The sequence below is a fragment of the Arthrobacter sp. Marseille-P9274 genome (assembly GCF_946892675.1).
Lineage (GTDB): Bacteria > Actinomycetota > Actinomycetes > Actinomycetales > Micrococcaceae > Crystallibacter.
Map to the genome: position 1 here is coordinate 1,629,292 of NZ_CAMPOV010000001.1, position 17,239 is coordinate 1,646,530.

The following is a 17,239-nucleotide window of genomic DNA, read 5'->3' on the forward strand; positions in this document are numbered from 1 at the left end:
GGGAATCCTCTCTACACGCCTGAGAAGTTAGCTGTCGGATTCGAGAGAGAGAGCATCCCGGCACGGCCGCCGCACAACAGGACGCTGCTTCGGCTGGCCGCACTTCACCCCAAGGCGCCGATGGCGCCGATGATGGTTCCTCCACCTCTGCCAGTGCAATTGAACGGACAGGTACGCTGGCAGAGTTCGGCGTGCGCACCAGGCCATGAGCCCATCCGGGGCATGGCGCCATCTAACGTATCCGCCGCGGATGAATCGTTACAAACCCGTGACATGTGTTCCTGCTCACGCACGCCCTGAGCAGGCAAAACGGTCGATCGCGTGCCGTAGGGAACGGTTCCTTCCCCCTAGCCTCAGGCCTCGGCACAGAGAAGCGCTCCGGGCAGGCTTCGTCCGGCTCCGGGCCGTTGCGCCCGCCGGATGGGATTACGCCGAGAGCACCGTCCGACAAGCCTTAGCCCTTTTCTTGCCATGCGTGGCCGGACTGCGGTGACCTTCCAGCGCCATTGCGGCCCTACCGCTGCGGTGAATCGTTTCGCAAAACGGTCTTTGGCCGTCATACTTTTCGCGGGGGAAGGCTTCGGGGGTTTCGACGCATGTCTCCTGTTAGAGATCACGCACTCGCCCAGGAGCATCATGAAGTCCACTCCCCTGCGCCGCGCCGCGGCCGCCCTCCTCGCCGCATCCCTGCTCGGCGCCTTCGTCCCCGGCACCGCCGTGGCGGCCCCCGCCCAGGTGCAGGTGGCAGCCAGCCTGGACAGGCCCGAACTGGCCTCTGCCGGCTACACCGGCTTCACCCTGGCCTGGGATGCTGTGTCCGGGGCCAACCGGTACGAGGTCCGCTATTCCATACGCTCCGACATGGCCGGCGCGCCGGTCATCGAGAAGGTCAACAGCCGCTACCTCGGCGACCTGGAGGACGCAACTACCTACTACATCCAGTACCGGGCGTTGTACCGCGAGCCCGGCAGCGACTACGGCGAATACGTCCGCTCCGCCTGGTCCCCGAGCCTGAAGGCGACCACGCAGGCCAACTACCCCGGCGCGTTCACCCCGCTGAAGGCATCGGGTGGGCAGGACAGCATCACGGTCTCCTGGAACCGGACCGCGGACACCACGCACTACACCGTGAAGATCGCCGACAACATGGCCATGACCTTGCGGCCGCGGACCTTCTCCAACATCACGGGCACCAGCCTGAAGATCACGAAGCTCACGCACGGCTCCCGGTCGTCGATGCCGAGCTTCATCCGGGTGTACGCGCACAACAAGACCTATAAGACCCGGCCCTCGGTCCGGCTGACCGCGTACCCGGCAGCGCCTGCCGTTGGCGGCAGCGAGCCGCTGAGCGTGGCCAGCCAAAACCTGATGTGCGCCAGCTGCAAGGTCACAGGCGCCCCGCACTGGAACACCCGCAAGCTCACGCACCTGAAGACCATCAAGGCCAAGAACCCGGACGTGCTCCTGCTCCAGGAGGCCATGAACGTCAACATCCCGGGCACCGCCAACACCAAGGCCATGACAGACTTCCAAGCCCGGCTGAAGACCATCGGCTACGCCCTGGACCGTACGCCGGAGAAGGCAGGCACCAAGCACTACTGGAACCGGATCGCGTACAAGGGCTCCAAATACACCCTTGTGAAGCGCGGCACCTTCGCCCTGCCGACCCCGGCAGGCCAGGACCGCCGCGGCGCCGCCTGGGTGGCGCTGAAATCGAAGAAGACCGGCAAGATCTTCTACGCGCTGTCCTTCCACGCCGACCCGAAGCTGCCGCTGACCGGCTCGGTGTCCAAGACCGCGGTCATGCAGACCATTGACCGGCAGATGAATGCAATCAACACCCGCAACCGTGCCGTGATCGTCGGCGGGGACATGAACAGCAGCTTCTACCAGCTGCCCTCCAACGCCCCGCACGAGGCCTTCATCAAGGCCGGCTGGACCGACACCGCTTCCTCGGCCGCCAAGACCGACTTCCTCTACCCGACGACCAACGGCTACCGGAAGCAGCAGACTTCGACGTTCGGGCGCATCGACTACGTCTTCACGAAGAACATCGCCGGCACCGTCTCCTACGAGAACGTTCTCGACATCGACGCCGCCGGCCGGCTGCGCTCCACGCCGGGATCGGACCACAACATGGTCCTGGCCAAACTGAAGCTGAAGTAGGCCCGGAGAGGACCTGGACCGGATCCGGTATTGCAAGCGGCGGCAGGCGCCGCCAGGCCCGCCCTGATCCGCCGGGCCGTGCTGCCTCTGCCCTCTGCCGGTATGTTCCGGAGAGGATGACTCTGGTGGACCGCTACGGCCCGGAGTATGACTGGACCATGAAAAGGTCGCAGCGCGGGGGCGGGCCCCTGGTGCCCCTGATCGGACAACTCCGTTCCTACGACCGCACCTGGCTGCGCGGCGACCTGATCGCCGGGATCACCGTCGCTGCCCTGATCGTTCCGAAGAACCTGGGGTATGCCGGCATCGCGGGAATCCCGCTGCAGAACGGACTGTATGCGGCCGCGGCCGGGGCGATTGCCTACGGCATCTTCGGCACCTGCCGGCAGATCTCGATGGGGCCCAGCTCGGGCCTGGCAGCGGTGGCTGCGAGCGCCGTGCTCGCCGCCGGCCTCACCAGCCCGCAGGATATTGCCTCGTTTGTCGCCGGAATCACCCTCGCATCCGGAATCCTGTTCCTGCTCGTTGCCGTCCTCAAAATGGGCTGGATTGCCCAGTTCCTCTCCCGGGCCGTGGTGACCGGCTTCCTCTTCGGCGCGGCGATCGACGTCGTCGTCGGTGAACTGCCGAAGCTCACCGGTACTAACGCCACCGGCTCCAATCCGATCCAGGAACTGGTCTCATGGCTGGGAACCCTGGGCGGGACGCATCCGGCGACGCTCGTCGTGGGCACGATTGCGCTGGCCGTCGTCTTCGGCCTAAGGGCAGTCGCGCCCAGCATTCCCGGCGCATTGGTCCTGGTCGTCGGTGGACTCCTCGCATCAGCGGTGTTTGATCTTGGGACCAAGGGCGTGGCACTGGTGGGACATGTGCCCAGCGGGCTGCCGTCGCCGCAGGTCCCGGACCTCCACCTGATGTGGGACAAGGTGGGCATCGTGGCAATCGCGGCCGTGGCGCTCGCCTTGATCGGCTTCTCCCAGACCGCAGGAGATGCGCGGGCCTTCTCCGCGAAGCACCACTACCGGATCGACATTAATCAGGAGTCAACGGCCCAGTCGCTGGCCAACACGGCGGCCGGCCTGTTCCAGGGTATGCCGGTCTCTACGAGCCTGTCGGCAAGCTCGCTGAACGACCACTCCGGGGCCAGGACCGGCCTGGCTTCCCTCACCTCGGGCGGCACGGTCCTGCTCACGCTGCTCTTCCTGGCCCCGCTCTTCTCGAACCTGCCGCAGCCGGTGCTGGCGGCCCTGATCATCGAAGCCGTCGTCATGGGCATGATGAACCTGCGCGAAATGCGGCGGCTGGCCCGGGTGCAGCGGTTCGACTTCTGGATTGCGGTCACCGCGATCGCCTGCACCGTCATCTTCGGCGTGCTCACGGGTGTGATCATCGGCATCGGACTTTCGCTCCTCTGGCTCATCTCCGTGGCCACCCACCCCGAGATGCCGGTCCTGGGACGCCAGCCGGGCACCCAGGTCTTCCGCGAAACCGACGGGCACCCCGGCGACGAGGTGCTTCCCGACATCGCCGTGGTGCGCTTCGATGGCGGACTCTTCTTCGCCACCGCCGACGCGCTGGAGGACCGCCTGCGCGAGGCCATTCAATCGACGCCGCGCCTTACCGGCATCGTGCTCGACTGCGAAGGGATCAACTTCATCGACTCCCAGGGCGCAGCCAAGCTGGCGGACGTTGTGCACCTGACCCGCGAGGCCGGCATCAACCTGCGACTGGCCCGGCTGAAGCCCGCCGTACGCGCGACGCTGGAGAGGGACGGTGTGGTGGAGCGCCTCGGCGCGCAGATGATCCATGGGAACATCCACCGGGCCGTGCAGGCGGAACAGGCTGCAGCCCAGCAGGGACGCGACGGCACGCCCGGCTGAATCCAGGTTGGAGGGCGGGCCGGCCGGGCAGCACTGCCGGAGCGTTCGGGTAAAGCGTAGGCTGGGCCTCAGACTGCGTTGCAGCGATGGAGAGCAGGATCCGCATGGTGACGGCGGCGACGATACTGGGAATCATCATCGTTTGGAGCGCCATCTCCAGGCCATTTGACCGCTATGGCGTCACCTCGGCCCTGTTCCTGACCGCCGCAGGATTCGCCGTCGGCGCGTCGACACTCGGCATGCTTGACATCACCCTGGAGGCCGAGGTGGTCGAGCGCGTGGCGGAGCTCGCGCTCGTGCTGCTGCTGTTCAGCGATGCCGCCCGGCTCGACCTTCGCTCGCTTCGCCAGGAACTGGGGTGGCCGAGCCGCCTGCTGCTGATTGGCCTGCCGCTCACGATGCTCGCCGGAATGTGGGTCGGAACCCTCGTTTTCCCTGGCATGGCGCTCGCGTCCGCCGCCCTGCTGGCCACGATGCTGGCCCCGACCGACGCCGCCCTGGGCCGGAAGGTCGTGGCGGATAGCGCCGTTCCGGCCCGTGTGCGGCAAGCCTTGGACGTCGAGAGCGGCCTCAACGATGGACTCGCCGTCCCCTTCTTCCTCGTCGCCCTTGAAATCGCCAACGCCGATCTCACGACCGGGATCACCGGGGCGGTCGTCAGCAACATGGCCGCCCAGATCGGCTGGGGACTCGCCGGCGGACTCGCAGCGGGAATCCTGGGCGGGCTGCTGTTCCGCACCGCAGACCGGCGGGGATGGATCAGCCCGGAGTGGCGACAGGTTGTGACGATGGCCGTGGCGCTGCTGGCCTACACCCTCGCGCTGACGCTCGGCGGCAGCGGTTTTATCGCCGCCTTCGTCGGCGGCATCGCGTTCGGGAGGGCTTCGGGCGCACGCGGATCGCAGGTTACGCTGTTCGCCGAGGAGTCAGGCGACTTCCTGGCCGCCGTAACCTGGATCGGATTCGGAGCACTGGCCCTAACCTGGGCCGTCCCGCACATCACCTGGCAGGTGATCCTCTACGCTGTGCTCAGTCTGACACTGGTGCGTATGGTCCCCGTGGCGATCGCCTTCGCCGGCCAGAGCGTGAAGGCCCCGACGACGGCGTTCATCGGCTGGTTCGGTCCGCGCGGCCTCGCCTCACTCGTGTTCGCGCTGCTCGCCTTCGAGCGCGGGGTTCCCGACGGTGAAGTCGTGTTCACGACCGCGGTCATCACCGTTGCGCTCAGCGTCATGCTCCACGGCCTCAGCTCGGTCCCGCTGGTCGCCCTCTACCACCGGTGGTACGAGGTCCACGCCGCCGTACATCCGGCAGCGGAAGAGGCGACGCCGGCGACAATGCCCCGCCGTCGGCGCCAGTTCCCCACCCTCGGTTCCGCCGGCTTCCACCGCGGTGGAAAACCGGGCTGAACCGGCATGCCTACTTCCGGGCATTACACGGTCCCCGGAAGCAGGGGCCAGCCGCCATTCGGCGTCATCGTCGCCTGCTTCTGCGCCTAGGCACTCGTCTCCGGCGGCCCGAGCATCCTCGAACCCCAGCGAGCTGTTCCCCACGAATGTGCGGCCCAGCGCAGTTGGCATCACCACGGCGGCCAGCCGTATCGGAGCAACACTGGGAACCTTCGCCCCCCATGGCCAACCTCATGTTTTCGGTCATGGGAGCCTTCGCCGAGTTCGAGCGCTCGCTTGTTAGGGAGCGACAGCGGGAAGGCATCACCCTGGCCCGCCAGCGGGGCGCCTATCGCGGCCGGAAAAAGACGCTCTCCCCGGAGAACGCAGTCGATCTGGTTACCCGCGCGGCCGCCGGTATCCCAAAGCCAGCGCTGGCCAAGGACTACGGCATCAGCCGCGGGACGGTGTACCAGTACTTACGCCAAGCCGCAGCGGCTCCAGCCAAGCAGCGTCATCGACATCTCTCCCGCCTGGAGCGTGAGCGAGAGCAGTCGAACTCATAGGATCCCGCTTCCGACTATCTCGAGTTTCGCGCTCGGCTTGTGGCTCCTGCTGAGTTCAGCAGTCCGGTAGGGAGGGCGGTGACTTCCCGACGCCTACACAAGCCACGGCCTTTGACACTGCAGTTCGGAACTCACGTCTGCGGCGGCCGGCTCTCTATTTCCGAGAGCCGGCCGCCGAAGATTCACCTATTGGACGGAAACTAGGCTGACCCCTTCCGATTCTTCACGGGCAGGTCCTTCAGACGCGCGTGCCGGAAAGCGGCGAACTCGTGATCGCGCCTGAGTTCGATGATCAGCGATGCTCCGAGCAAGGCGACGATCAGCGTGAAGGGCAGGGCGGAAAGCATCGCCGCCTGCTGCAGGGCGGTCAGGCCACCGACTACCAGCAGCAGGACAGCGCAGGCACCGGTGAGGCCTCCCCACATGACGAGCACGGGCTTGCCGGGATCCAGCGTACCTTTGGAGGAGAGCATGCTCAGCACGAACGTGTTGGCATCTGCCCCCGAGATGAAGAACAGCGCAACCAGGATCACCGTAGCAACGGCAGTGATCTGGACCAGAGGCAGATTCTCCAACATGGCGAAGAAGGCGGAGTTAATGTTCTCGGTGGTGGCCGCACCGACGCCGGCACCGTTCATGTCCATGTGGATGGCGGAGCCGCCGAAGATGGTGAACCAGGCGAAGAAGACCAGGCTGGGCACTCCGAGGACGCCGACGACGAACTGGCGAACCGTGCGGCCCTTGGAGATCTTGGCCAGGAACACGCCGACGAAGGCGCCCCAGCTCAGCCACCAGGCCATCATGAAGTAGGTCCACCACTGCATCCACTGCAGGTCATCTGGAGTGGTCGGAGTGATGAGGCTGACCTGGAAGAAGTCGTTGAAGTACTGTCCCACGGAGCGGAAGAACAAGTTCGAGATGAAGTTCGTGGGGCCCGCGACGAACACGTAGACGGCCAGCGCGACCGACAGGGTCATGGTGATCTGGCTGATGTACTTGATGCCGCGGTTCACGCCGGACAGCGCGGACAGCGTGAACAGGACAGTCACGACGGCGATGATCAGGATCTGCGTCACCAGGCCGGACGGCAGCCCGAAGACGCGCCCCAGGCCCTCGGCGATCTGGGAGGCGCCTAGCCCCAGGGACGTGGTGGTCCCGAAGAGAGTGGCGATGATCGCGAAGACGTCGATGGCCTTGCCGAACCATCCGTCCACGAGGCTGCCGAAAATCGGCCGCAGCATCGGGGATACCAGGCCCGGCCGCTTTTTGCGGTGCGTGGAGTAACCGATGGCCAGCCCGAAGACTCCGAAGACGGCCCAGGCGTGCGGTCCCCAGTCGAAGAAGCTGAACTGCATGGCCCGGACGGCCGCGTCCATCGTCTCCGGCTGGGCCAGTGCGTGCGGCGGCGCAATGAAGTGCGAGATCGGTTCGGCGACGCCGTAACTGATCAGGCCGATGCCCATGACGGCGGACAGGATCATGGCCAGCCACGCCCAGGTGCTGTGCTCGGGCCGGTCCGTGCTCGAACCCAGGCGGATGTCGCCGAACCTGCTGAAGCCGAGATATATCATCAGGCCGATGCAGAGCAGCGTCACCACCAGGTAGCTCCAGCCGACCGAGGCTGCTACCCAGTTCATGCTGGCGGTCATGACGTTACCCAGGCTCGTGGGGCTTGCTGATGCCCAGATGACAAACGCTGCGATCAGTCCTACCGAGGCCCAAAAGACAGAGCCGAGCCGCCGCGGCGATGCAGGTGCCGGCGGTTGCGGGGGCAGCGGGCTGCTGGGCATGGTTTCCGCGTTCGGTCGAGAGATTTGTTGAACCATAATGGTCTCCGAATGGTGGGAGTTCAACGCCGCTGGCGGCGTTAGAGCTGAGACAGGCCTTCGCTGTCGAAGAAGCGGCCCGCCTGGTAGACCATGGGCGCGGTTTCGCTGACCTCGGCGTGGCGGACACGGCAGATAAAGACGGTGTGGGTCTTCGCCTGGAACCGCTCGCGGATCTCCGCCTCGAGCGCGGCGGAGGAACCGTCAATCAAGGGCGAACCGTGCGGACCGGCGTGCCAGTTGATCTCGGCAAACTTATCCGCCGATTTCGACGCGAACGTGGACACGGTGGGCTTTTGTTCGTTGCTGAGGATATTGATACCGAGGTGGCTGGAAGCGAACAGTGCCGGGTAAGTGGAGGACGTCTTCTGGATGCAGACCATCACAAGCGGCGGTTCGAGGGAGACCGAGGCGTAAGCGTTGACCGCCAGGCCCTTGGGAACGCCGTTCTCCTTGGTCGTGACCACGGTGACGCCGGTGACGAACTGCCGGTTGAACCCCTTCATCAGTTCAAGATCCGGCTCGCCGGAGAGGGAATCAACGACGACGCCATCAGCTTCTCCGAGTGCGTCGCCCAGGTGCCGGATACCAAGGGAGCTCAGCAGTTCACTGCTGTCCCATGTCACTGTCTCCTGCTTGATAAGGCCGCCTTCCACGGTCACGAAATTCGAGCCGCGTGTCTGGACCTGCCGGCCGGTCGCCGGGACACCCATAAAGGGGGCGCTGTGGGTACCGGTCGAGGTCCAGAAGATGGCCGCGCTGGCGCCGTCGACGACAACGGCATCCACTGTCGTAACCAGGTCCGGGAAGGCTTCCCTGATGGCCAGGATCTCTGACTGCAGCTGCTCCAGGTTCAGGGTTTTGCCGCTGCCCTTGCTGACCCTGAGGTAATCAGCGGAAACGAGTGTTCCCAGGGCCTCCACCTCTCCCCTGTCCCATGCCGCCGCCCACACATTTGCTACTACGCTGTCGAAAGTTTGTTGCATGGTAGAAAGCGTAATCTGCATCACGCCGAGAGGTCAAGAGGCAGTATGTTTCCTTGAATAACCTAGAAAATTAGAGATACTCGCACCACTCTTGACGCCCCTCATGCATGCAACGTAGTGTTCCATGTATGCAAGAAATGCTGATGAAGACGCAGGGCAACGAGGATTCCTCCAAAGAGCATTCCCTGCTCGACAGGGTCCGTACGTTGATCCTCGGCGGGCAATTTCCTCCCGGCGCTCCGGTGTCGGAGGTATTCCTGGCCCAGGAGTTCGAGGTCAGCCGCACTCCCATCCGCGAGACTCTCAAGCAGTTGCAGCACGAAGGCCTGGTCGAAATCCGCCCCAAGGTCGGCACGTTCGTGCGGGAACCGACCCGGCGCGAGATAGTCGAGCTGTTCCAGCTGAAGGAAAGCCTCGAGGGCCTGGCTGCCGGCCTGCTGACGCGGCGCGGCAAGGTCCGTGAGATTTCGATCCTTGAGCGCAATGTCGAGGAGTCCGTCGAGGCCGCAGCGGAACAGGATGCCGAACGGTATGCCGAGCTGGTGCACGAATTCCACCGGACGATCATTACCGGCGCGGACAACAACAAGCTGGTGGAGCACTACGAGCGGCTGATGAACCAGTTGGCCTACCACCGCCTGGTCCTGCGGACCGCGGAGCATCCCGGCCGCATCAGTGCCTCGACCTCGGAACACCGCACCGTCCTGTCGATGATCAAGGACAAGGACCACTTCGGCGCCGAAGCGGCCATGCGAAACCATGTCTACGCATCCTCCCGCGAAGTCCTGACGGACTCTCGGACCCGGAACGACTGATCCCTCTCCGAGAAAGTGAAGCCCCATTTTGACTAACAGCACTACTGCCGGCCCCGCGGAACGCGCCGCCGGCATCCGGAAAATTGTCTACTACCAAGAGGAAGTCCTGCTGGAGAACGGCGCCCGTCCGCCGGTACCGGCCCTCCGGGCCACCGCCGCAGCAGTGATTCCTAACCCTTGGATCGGCACTGCGCCGGACAAGGACCTGGCAGAGGAGTCCCGGACCGTAGCCCCGCACATCGCGCAGATCCTGACCGACCGCCTGATCGAGGGCCTCGGCGGGGTCAACCGGATCGAGGCGTTCGGCAAGGCTGCGATCGTCGGATCGAGCGGCGAGATCGAGCACGCCGGTGCCCTGATCCATACCCCGTACTTCGGCAACCTGGTCAGGGAGTTCCTTGAGGGCACATCGATCATCTGCTTTGCCGACGACCGTGCCGAGGCCGGCCAACCGCTCGTCGTACCGATGTGGCACAAGACCGAGGCCGCCACCCGCAGCCACTACCAGACCATCACAGCCCGGATTTCCGACGGCCCCCGGCCGGACGAAATTGTTGTTATCGCCGCCGCTTCAACCGGCCCCCGGCCGCACGCCAGAATCGGCGACCGCACCACTGATCCCGCTGTAACCTCCCGCATCCTTGAAGGAGCCCCTGCATGAACGTCCGAAAGATCATCACCCTCGTCGATGAGACCCTGACCGAGGGCGGCCGGCCGGTCGAACCCAACGCCCGCGTCGCCGTCGTCGCCGCCGTCATTGATAACCCGTGGCGCGGCCAGGGCTTCGTCGAAGACCTCACCGCCGGCATCGACGAAGCAGCCTCCCGGGTCGGGGAACTCCTCGCACCGCGCGTGGTCAAAGCCCTCGGCGGCACCGTCGAGGCCTACGGCAAAGCCGCGATCGTAGGGCTGGACGGCGAGATCGAGCACGGCTCCGCGCTGATCCACACGCTCAAGTTCGGCGACCATTTCCGCAATGCAGCGAATGCCACCACGCTGCTGCCCGCCGTCGAGAAGCGCGGTCCGGCCGGCGTCACCTTCGACATCCCGCTGAAGCACGTCACGGACGCGACCATCCGCTCGCACCACCAGAGCATCGAGGTCCGGCTGGCGGATGCCCCGCACCCCGGCGAGATCGTGATCGCGCTGGCGGCAGCTTCGCAGGGCCGTCCGCAGCAGCGCCTGGCACCGCTGTCGACCGAACAGTAGCCATGGAGGCAAGACTGCCGATCGTCCTGCTGCACGGTGTCGGGCTGGACAGCAGCATGTGGGATCTGTTCCGCGCAGAACTAAGCCGGCTCACCGACCGGGAAATCGTGGCCCTGGACCTGCCTGGCCACGGCGCCCGACCCCCGCTGACGGAAGCGGTGTCCCTTGCGGATTTGGCGAATGACGTCGCCGTCCGGCTTCCGGGGCGGGCGCACCTTGTCGGGTTCTCGCTTGGCGCCTTGATTGCCCAGCATCTGGCCCGGCATCGCCCGGAGCTGGTCGCCAGCCTGGCTAGCGTGAGCTCGGTCTGCCTGAGGACGCCTGAGGAGGCAGCCTCGGTGGCAGCCAGGCTGGAGAACGCGGATACGGACTTCGCCGACAGCGTCGAGGCCTCGGTCCGGCGCTGGTTCCCGGCGGAGGCGGGAACGGACACGGCGACCATGGCCCGTGTGCGCAGCACCCTTCTGGCGAACGACAGGCAGTCCTACCTGCACGCGTACCGGGTTTTCGCGACGTCCGACGCGGAGATCGGCGCCGAGCTCGGCGGGATCTCCGTCCCGTCGCTGGCCGTGACCGGGGACCTGGATCCCGGCTCGACACCCGAGATGACCCGCCGCCTGGGCGAGGCAATCCCGGGCGCGCGCACCGCCATCGTACCTGACACCAGGCACATGCTGCCGGTAGAGCGCCCGGCGGAGCTGGCCCACATCATCACCGAATTCATCGAAGAACCGAGGCGAGACTCGTGACTAAGCAATACGACCACTTCATCCATGGCAAATGGATCACCCCGGCTGAAGGCGGCTACTTCGAGAGCACGAACCCGGCCACCCTCGAGGTCCTGTACACCGCGGCCCGCGGCACCAAGGCCGACATCGACACGGCCGTTCGTGCTGCCCGCACCGCTTTCGAGAACCCGCTGTGGCGGGACCTCAGCCAGACCAAGCGCGGGCACCTGCTGCGCAAACTCGGCGACCTGGTCGGCGAGCATGCCGACGAACTCGCGCGGATGGAAACCGAGGACAACGGCAAGCTGCTGCGCGAAATGCGGGGCCAGCTGGCCACCCTGCCCGAGTACCTCTACTACTACGCCGGTCTGGCAGACAAGGTGCAGGGCAGCCAGGTCCCCACGATGAACCCGGCAATCCTGAACTACACCCAGCGCGAGCCGCTCGGCGTCGTCGGCGCCATCACACCGTGGAACTCGCCGCTGACGCTGACCACGTCCAAGCTGGCACCGGCGTTGGCCGCCGGCAACACCATCGTGATCAAGCCCTCCGAGTACACGTCGCGCACCGTCCTGCGGCTGGCCGAACTGACGGTGAAGGCAGGCTTCCCCGACGGCGTCGTCAACGTCGTGACCGGCTTGGGAGCCGAAGCCGGTGCCGCGCTGGTGGACCATCCGGAGATCGCCAAGATTTCCTTTACCGGTTCCACCGCCACCGGCTCGGCCATCGCCGCATCCGCCGCGTCCCGCTTCATCGGCTGCACCCTGGAGCTGGGCGGCAAGAGCCCCAACATCGTGTTCGAGGACGCCAACATCCCAAATGCAGCGATGGGAGTAGTGGCAGGCATCTTCGCCGCCGCAGGCCAGACCTGCATTGCCGGCAGCCGCGTCTTCGCGCACCGCTCCGTCTACGACGAGCTGCTGGAAAGGGTCGCCGAACGGGCCAAGAGCATCGTTATCGGCAACCCGATCGAGGACACTACCGAGCTTGGCCCGCTGGCGTTCGCGGCCCAGCAGGAAAAGGTCGGCTCCTACGTGGATCTCGGCGTATCCGAGGGCGCCAAGGTCCTCACCGGCGGCGGCCGTCCCGACGTGGAACTGCCCGGCTACTTCTACGCCCCGACGGTCCTGACGGACGTGGACAACTCCATGCGCGTGGTACGCGAGGAAATCTTCGGTCCGGTAGCGGCCATCATGCCTTTCGACACCGAGGAAGAGGTCCTCCGCCTCGCCAACGACACCCAGTACGGGCTGGCCGCGGGCGTATGGACGCAGAACCTCGCGCGGGCCCACCGCATGAGCCGGAAGCTCGAGGCCGGCACCGTCTGGGTCAACACCTACCGGGCCATGTCCCCGATGTCCCCGCGCCAAGGCTTCAAGAACAGCGGCGTGGGCATCGAACACGGCCTGGAATCCATGCACGAATACACCCGCCTGAAGAGCATCTGGATCAACACCGACGAAGGCCCCGTCGCGGACCCGTTCATCATGCGCTGACAAGGAGCACGACATGCCATTAATCGACGTATCCATCGCCGAAGGCCGGTCCCCCGAACAACTGCGGGACCTGGTTTCCGCGCTGCACCGCGCCGCGGAGGAATCCGTCGGCGCCCTGCCGGAGAACATGACCGTGATCATCCGGGAAGTCCCCCAGACCCATTGGTCCAAAGCCAACCAAACCATTGCCGAACGCCAGCAAGCCGCCTTGACGCAGGCAGCTCCACTTACGCGCGAAGCGCGGATAAAAACCCCCGCAGAATAAGGAGCCACTAATGCGCTTTTCCCTCTTCGTCCACATGGAGCGCTGGGACGAGAGCGTCTCCCACCGCGAATGCTTCGAGAACCTGACGGAACTCGCGCTCATCGCGGAGGCAGGAGGCTTCAGCACCGTGTGGATCGGTGAGCACCACTCGATGGAGTACACCATCTCCCCCAGCCCCATGCCGCAGCTCGCCTACCTGGCAGCACGCACGTCCCGCATCCGACTGGGTGCCGGAACGATCATTGCCCCCTTCTGGAACCCGCTCCGTGTCGCCGGCGAAACAGCCCTCCTAGATGTCATCAGCAACGGCCGGATGGAAGTGGGACTGGCACGAGGTGCCTACCAGTTCGAATTCGACCGTCTGATGGGCGGTATGCCAGCGGTCGACGGCGGCAAGCACCTGCGGGAACTGGTGCCGGCCGTGCGCGCCCTATGGCAAGGCGACTACGCACACGACGGCGAAGTCTGGCAATTCCCCACCTCAACCAGCGTTCCCAAGCCCGTGCAAAGGCCGACACCGCCCATGTGGGTCGCCGCCCGCGACATCTCCTCGCACGAGTTCGCAGTCGCCAACGGCTGCAACGTGATGGTGACGCCGCTGATGAAGGGCGATGATGAGGTCGCAGACCTCGCCGGGAAATTCGACACGGCCGTCGCGAACAACCCCGGAGTCCCCCGCCCGGACCTCATGGTCCTCCGCCACACGCACGTCCACCCCGCCGATGAACCCGAGGGCTGGCGACGCCCGGCCGAGGGCATCCAAAAGTTCTACCGGACGTTCGATGCCTGGTTCGGAAACAAGACGGCTCCGAAGAACGGCTTCCTCGAACCCAGCCCGGTCGACAAGTTTGCCGGGCGGCCCGAGTTCACGCCGGAGTCCCTCCATAAGACAGCGATGATCGGAACGCCGGATGAAATTATCGAGCGCTTGCGCCGCTACGAAGCACTCGGCGTAAACGAGTTCAGCCTCTGGTCCGACAACAGTCTGACCCACGACGAGAAGAAACGCTCCCTCGAGCTCTTCATCGAGCACGTTGTGCCAGCCTTCCAAGAACAGTCCGCATCCGCAGCACGTTGAGACTAATCAACGGCTAGCAGAGACAATGCTTCCGTGCACTGGAGACCAGCGGTTCGGGCCTGAAGACCCGACCGGCGGTATCGACCACAGAAGCAACAAGCGAACCTGCCTGAACCCTCCGCCTGGCAGGCGACTGGAGTGCAGAAATGGTGTGCCGCAGGTTGCGGCACACCATTTCCGGTTCCAAACTTGAGCCGGTATCGCTGTCGTGAACAGACAAACTATTTCGACGTACTCCTTCAGAAAGTATGAACCCTAGTGGCCCTCGACGAACGCCGATAACGGCGCATATGACGGTACTAATGGGTCCTCCCAAGCCGATGGTAGACCTCGTTTGCACCATTGCTCCCGAACTTCGACGGCTCCGAATTAGGTAAAGGTGCTCTCGATTATTCGCAAGAAGGCGACCTGCTTGTCATCAACGCCAGCAGCGACACCAGCCGCGCGTGCTTCAGTGACATCCTCGGCGAACTTTGTCTTAGCCGAGGCATTGCCGGCGTGATCATCGAGGGCGGCACGCGTGACGTTCAAGCACGGCCCCGGAATGAATGGTTCTGCCGTGGCATGCGGCAACGTCGTCTGCAACCCTGGCGACGCCGTATTCGGCGAGAGCGACGCCAGGGTCCCTGTCGACATAACGGCCCTCCAGCTGCAGTTTGCGCCTAGCCGGCGGATTACTCGTCTGTCTTTACAATCAACACGTCGCAGGGTGCATTGTGCGCCACACTACTCGCGACGCTGCCCAACACACGGCCGAGGCCCTTCATGCCGACGTTTCCCACAACCAACAGCTGGGCTCCGACACGCGCCGCTTCCTCGACCAAGGCCTCCTGCGGCTTGCCGCGAACAGCGGCGGGGCGGATGCTCAGATCGGGATGTTCCTCGCGCAATTTAGCTGCAACCCGTTCCGCCATTTTTTGCGCTTTTTTTGCGTCGTCAAGTATCCAAGTGTCGTTCCCGATCTTGATAACCTCGGTACTTTCCTTAACATGTGCGCTGAGTACGGCGAGTTCTGCGTTGAGGGCCTCTGCGATGAGTGCCGCCCGGGAAGCCGCTTTGAAGGCACTGTTGCTGCCGTCCACTCCGACCATCACGATATCTGACATGTTATTCCCTCCCGGGACGCGCCAATTTGTGGCCTTGACACTGCCGACCGGCCAGTATGAACTGGGTCAACTGGGATTAAAGCTACATCAACTAGTTCCCGTATAGAGCCGGTGTGCATCTTGCGGAAACGCGCAGTGTCCGTACTGATACTCAGTGCCGGAGTGGGGGGGTCGATGTGGCTACGGCGCCGAAGGACCCCGCCATTCCGCGTAACGGCAGGAGCAGGCCATGATCGCCCTTCACACCGCGATAGCCATCGTCATCATCATCCTGCTCATCATCAAGGTCAAAGTGGACCCGGTGATCTCGCTGATCATCGGGTCGCTCTACCTCGGCCTCGCCACCGGCGTCGGTTTCACGGCAACGATCGTGGCGATCGCCACCGGTTTCGGCGAGATCATGGGCGAGGTTGGCCTGCTTATCGGTTTCGGGGTGCTCATCGGGGCGATGCTCCATGCGATTGGTGCCTTCGGCAAGATGGTGACGATGCTCGTCAATGGTGTCGGTGCGCGCCGGCTCCCTTATGCGTTGACGGCGGCGATGTCGACGATCTTCCCCTCGATTTATGTGGATGTGCAGGTTGTGCTGGCCTCTCCGGTGGCGCGCTCGAGCGGGCCCCTTATCGGCCGGACCGGTTTGCCACACATGGCCGGTGCACTCGGGACCGGGATCTTCGCCGGCTACGTTTTCGTGATTCCGGGACTGGCCGCCGTCTCCATCGCGGGCCTGATGGACATCCCCTTAGGCCTCTGGCTGATCTACGGCCTCGTGCTCGGGCCGTTAACCGCGATCGTGACGACCTTGATCTTCCGCTGGCTCCTGCGCGGCCGCTACTGGAAAGCGGACAGGGATGAAGAAGTCGACGAGGCGATGGTCGAACTGGAGACCACCGAACTGGTCGAGAAGGACACCAGGACTCCCCCGCTGTTCGTCTGCATGCTGCCCATTCTCGTGCCGCTGGTGATGATCGCCTTTGGCGCCTTCGCGGAACTGTTCGGGTTCTCCAACGACTTCATCACCTTCATCGGCGACGCCAACTTCGCGCTCTTCGTCGGGCTGCTCGGTGCCTACGTGCTTTGCCGGCGCACCCTGGGCTCGAAGGGCACAGACACGGCAATGAGCGAGGGCTTCCATACCACCGGTGAGATCCTGCTCATCACCGGCATCGGCGGGTCGCTGGGCGCCGTCATAGGGGAGACCGGGCTCGATACGATCCTGGCCGATCTCTTCACCGCCGACGCAGCAGCGCCGGTCATCCTCAGCATCTTGCTCGCCTGGGTTATCGCCGCAGTGCTGCACTTAGCTATCGGGTCCGTGTCGGTAGCGGCGATCGCGGCCGCCGGGATCATCGGCCCGGTGCTTGGGTCGATCAGCGTCCCGCCGATCGTCATCGGCCTCGCCATCGCCTCCGGCGCCATGTTCGCTCTCCAGGTCAACAGCAACTTCTTCTGGATGTTCAAGTCGCTGCTCGGACTGTCCACTCAAGGAACGTTCAAGACGCTGACGATGGTCACCTCCATCGCCTCGGTGGTCTCGCTGCCGATGGTCATGGTGGTGGCGCTCATCGCCTAGCGCAGGGTCGCACGTAGTTCCCAGGCGCCTGTCCCGTAAGCCGGTCCTCCAACTCACCACTCCCCCGCAAGGATCCAGTCGTTGGGAACCTCATATTCTGAAGGTCCTCGAATTGTCGTATACCCCGCCCTCCAAAAAGCCCGGCCCTATCGCTGTG

Annotated in this window: 14 protein-coding genes, 2 pseudogenes and 1 riboswitch; of the genes and pseudogenes, 13 read left to right on the top strand and 3 right to left on the bottom strand. The window is 64.7% G+C overall.

Annotation, left to right across the window (positions count from 1 at the left end):
• Nucleotides 1-2: 2 nt before the first annotated feature.
• A riboswitch (cyclic di-AMP (ydaO/yuaA leader) is annotated at nucleotides 3-202 on the bottom strand.
• 434 nt (nucleotides 203-636) lie between these two features.
• The 4 genes and pseudogenes from OC550_RS07400 to OC550_RS07415 all read left to right on the top strand — a co-directional run.
• On the top strand, nucleotides 637-2,166 hold the full coding sequence (locus OC550_RS07400) for an endonuclease/exonuclease/phosphatase family protein (protein WP_262104767.1): 1,530 nt from the start codon (nucleotides 637-639) through the stop codon (nucleotides 2,164-2,166).
• A 125-nt stretch (nucleotides 2,167-2,291) separates the two neighbouring features.
• Nucleotides 2,292-4,046 (top strand): SulP family inorganic anion transporter, encoded by a 1,755-nt coding sequence (locus tag OC550_RS07405; protein WP_262104769.1) that lies wholly within the window; start codon nucleotides 2,292-2,294, stop codon nucleotides 4,044-4,046.
• Between the two features lie 86 nt (nucleotides 4,047-4,132).
• Nucleotides 4,133-5,455 (top strand): cation:proton antiporter, encoded by a 1,323-nt coding sequence (locus OC550_RS07410; RefSeq protein WP_262104774.1) that lies wholly within the window; start codon nucleotides 4,133-4,135, stop codon nucleotides 5,453-5,455.
• A 218-nt stretch (nucleotides 5,456-5,673) separates the two neighbouring features.
• Nucleotides 5,674-6,000: pseudogene (locus tag OC550_RS07415) on the top strand (helix-turn-helix domain-containing protein); the annotation flags it as partial.
• A gap of 200 nt (nucleotides 6,001-6,200) precedes the next feature.
• Here the strand turns inward: OC550_RS07415 and OC550_RS07420 are convergent.
• Together OC550_RS07420 and OC550_RS07425 are read right to left on the bottom strand one after the other, a co-directional pair.
• Nucleotides 6,201-7,826: a BCCT family transporter gene (locus OC550_RS07420; RefSeq protein WP_306556912.1), complete on the bottom strand. Its 1,626-nt coding sequence runs from the start codon at nucleotides 7,824-7,826 to the stop codon at nucleotides 6,201-6,203.
• A gap of 41 nt (nucleotides 7,827-7,867) precedes the next feature.
• Nucleotides 7,868-8,812 carry a flavin reductase gene (locus OC550_RS07425; protein ID WP_262104776.1) on the bottom strand — a complete coding sequence of 315 codons (945 nt, stop codon included), beginning with the start codon at nucleotides 8,810-8,812 and terminating at the stop codon, nucleotides 7,868-7,870.
• Between the two features lie 128 nt (nucleotides 8,813-8,940).
• On the opposite strand from OC550_RS07425, the gene OC550_RS07430 reads away from it, so the two are divergent.
• The 8 genes and pseudogenes from OC550_RS07430 (at nucleotide 8,941) to OC550_RS22355 (ending at nucleotide 15,069) form a co-directional block, all read left to right on the top strand.
• Nucleotides 8,941-9,627: a GntR family transcriptional regulator gene (locus OC550_RS07430; protein ID WP_262104778.1), complete on the top strand. Its 687-nt coding sequence runs from the start codon at nucleotides 8,941-8,943 to the stop codon at nucleotides 9,625-9,627.
• A 28-nt stretch (nucleotides 9,628-9,655) separates the two neighbouring features.
• On the top strand, nucleotides 9,656-10,288 hold the full coding sequence (locus OC550_RS07435; RefSeq protein ID WP_262104781.1) for an amino acid synthesis family protein: 633 nt from the start codon (nucleotides 9,656-9,658) through the stop codon (nucleotides 10,286-10,288).
• Entirely contained in the window at nucleotides 10,285-10,836 is a 552-nt protein-coding gene (locus tag OC550_RS07440; RefSeq protein ID WP_262104783.1) for an amino acid synthesis family protein, read from the top strand. The genes OC550_RS07435 and OC550_RS07440 overlap by 4 nt, the downstream gene beginning before the upstream one ends.
• A 2-nt stretch (nucleotides 10,837-10,838) precedes the next feature.
• The gene (locus tag OC550_RS07445; protein WP_262104785.1) at nucleotides 10,839-11,585 is read left to right on the top strand and encodes an alpha/beta fold hydrolase; all 747 of its coding nucleotides are present in this window, start codon (nucleotides 10,839-10,841) and stop codon (nucleotides 11,583-11,585) included.
• On the top strand, nucleotides 11,582-13,060 hold the full coding sequence (locus OC550_RS07450) for an aldehyde dehydrogenase (protein WP_262104787.1): 1,479 nt from the start codon (nucleotides 11,582-11,584) through the stop codon (nucleotides 13,058-13,060). The genes OC550_RS07445 and OC550_RS07450 overlap by 4 nt, the downstream gene beginning before the upstream one ends.
• 10 nt (nucleotides 13,061-13,070) lie before the next feature.
• A pseudogene (locus OC550_RS07455) lies at nucleotides 13,071-13,325 on the top strand (4-oxalocrotonate tautomerase family protein); the annotation flags it as partial.
• A gap of 10 nt (nucleotides 13,326-13,335) precedes the next feature.
• Nucleotides 13,336-14,403, top strand: a complete 1,068-nt coding sequence (locus OC550_RS07460) for an LLM class flavin-dependent oxidoreductase (protein WP_262104789.1) — start codon at nucleotides 13,336-13,338, stop codon at nucleotides 14,401-14,403.
• 342 nt (nucleotides 14,404-14,745) lie between these two features.
• A complete protein-coding gene (locus OC550_RS22355; RefSeq protein ID WP_368736937.1) occupies nucleotides 14,746-15,069 on the top strand; it encodes a hypothetical protein in 324 nt (107 codons plus the stop codon).
• 8 nt (nucleotides 15,070-15,077) lie between these two features.
• On the opposite strand, the gene OC550_RS07470 is transcribed toward OC550_RS22355, so the two are convergent.
• Nucleotides 15,078-15,509 carry a universal stress protein gene (locus OC550_RS07470; RefSeq protein ID WP_262104793.1) on the bottom strand — a complete coding sequence of 144 codons (432 nt, stop codon included), beginning with the start codon at nucleotides 15,507-15,509 and terminating at the stop codon, nucleotides 15,078-15,080.
• A 229-nt stretch (nucleotides 15,510-15,738) separates the two neighbouring features.
• On the opposite strand from OC550_RS07470, the gene OC550_RS07475 reads away from it, so the two are divergent.
• A complete protein-coding gene (locus OC550_RS07475) occupies nucleotides 15,739-17,082 on the top strand; it encodes a GntP family permease (protein WP_262104795.1) in 1,344 nt (447 codons plus the stop codon).
• Nucleotides 17,083-17,239 lie beyond the last annotated feature (157 nt).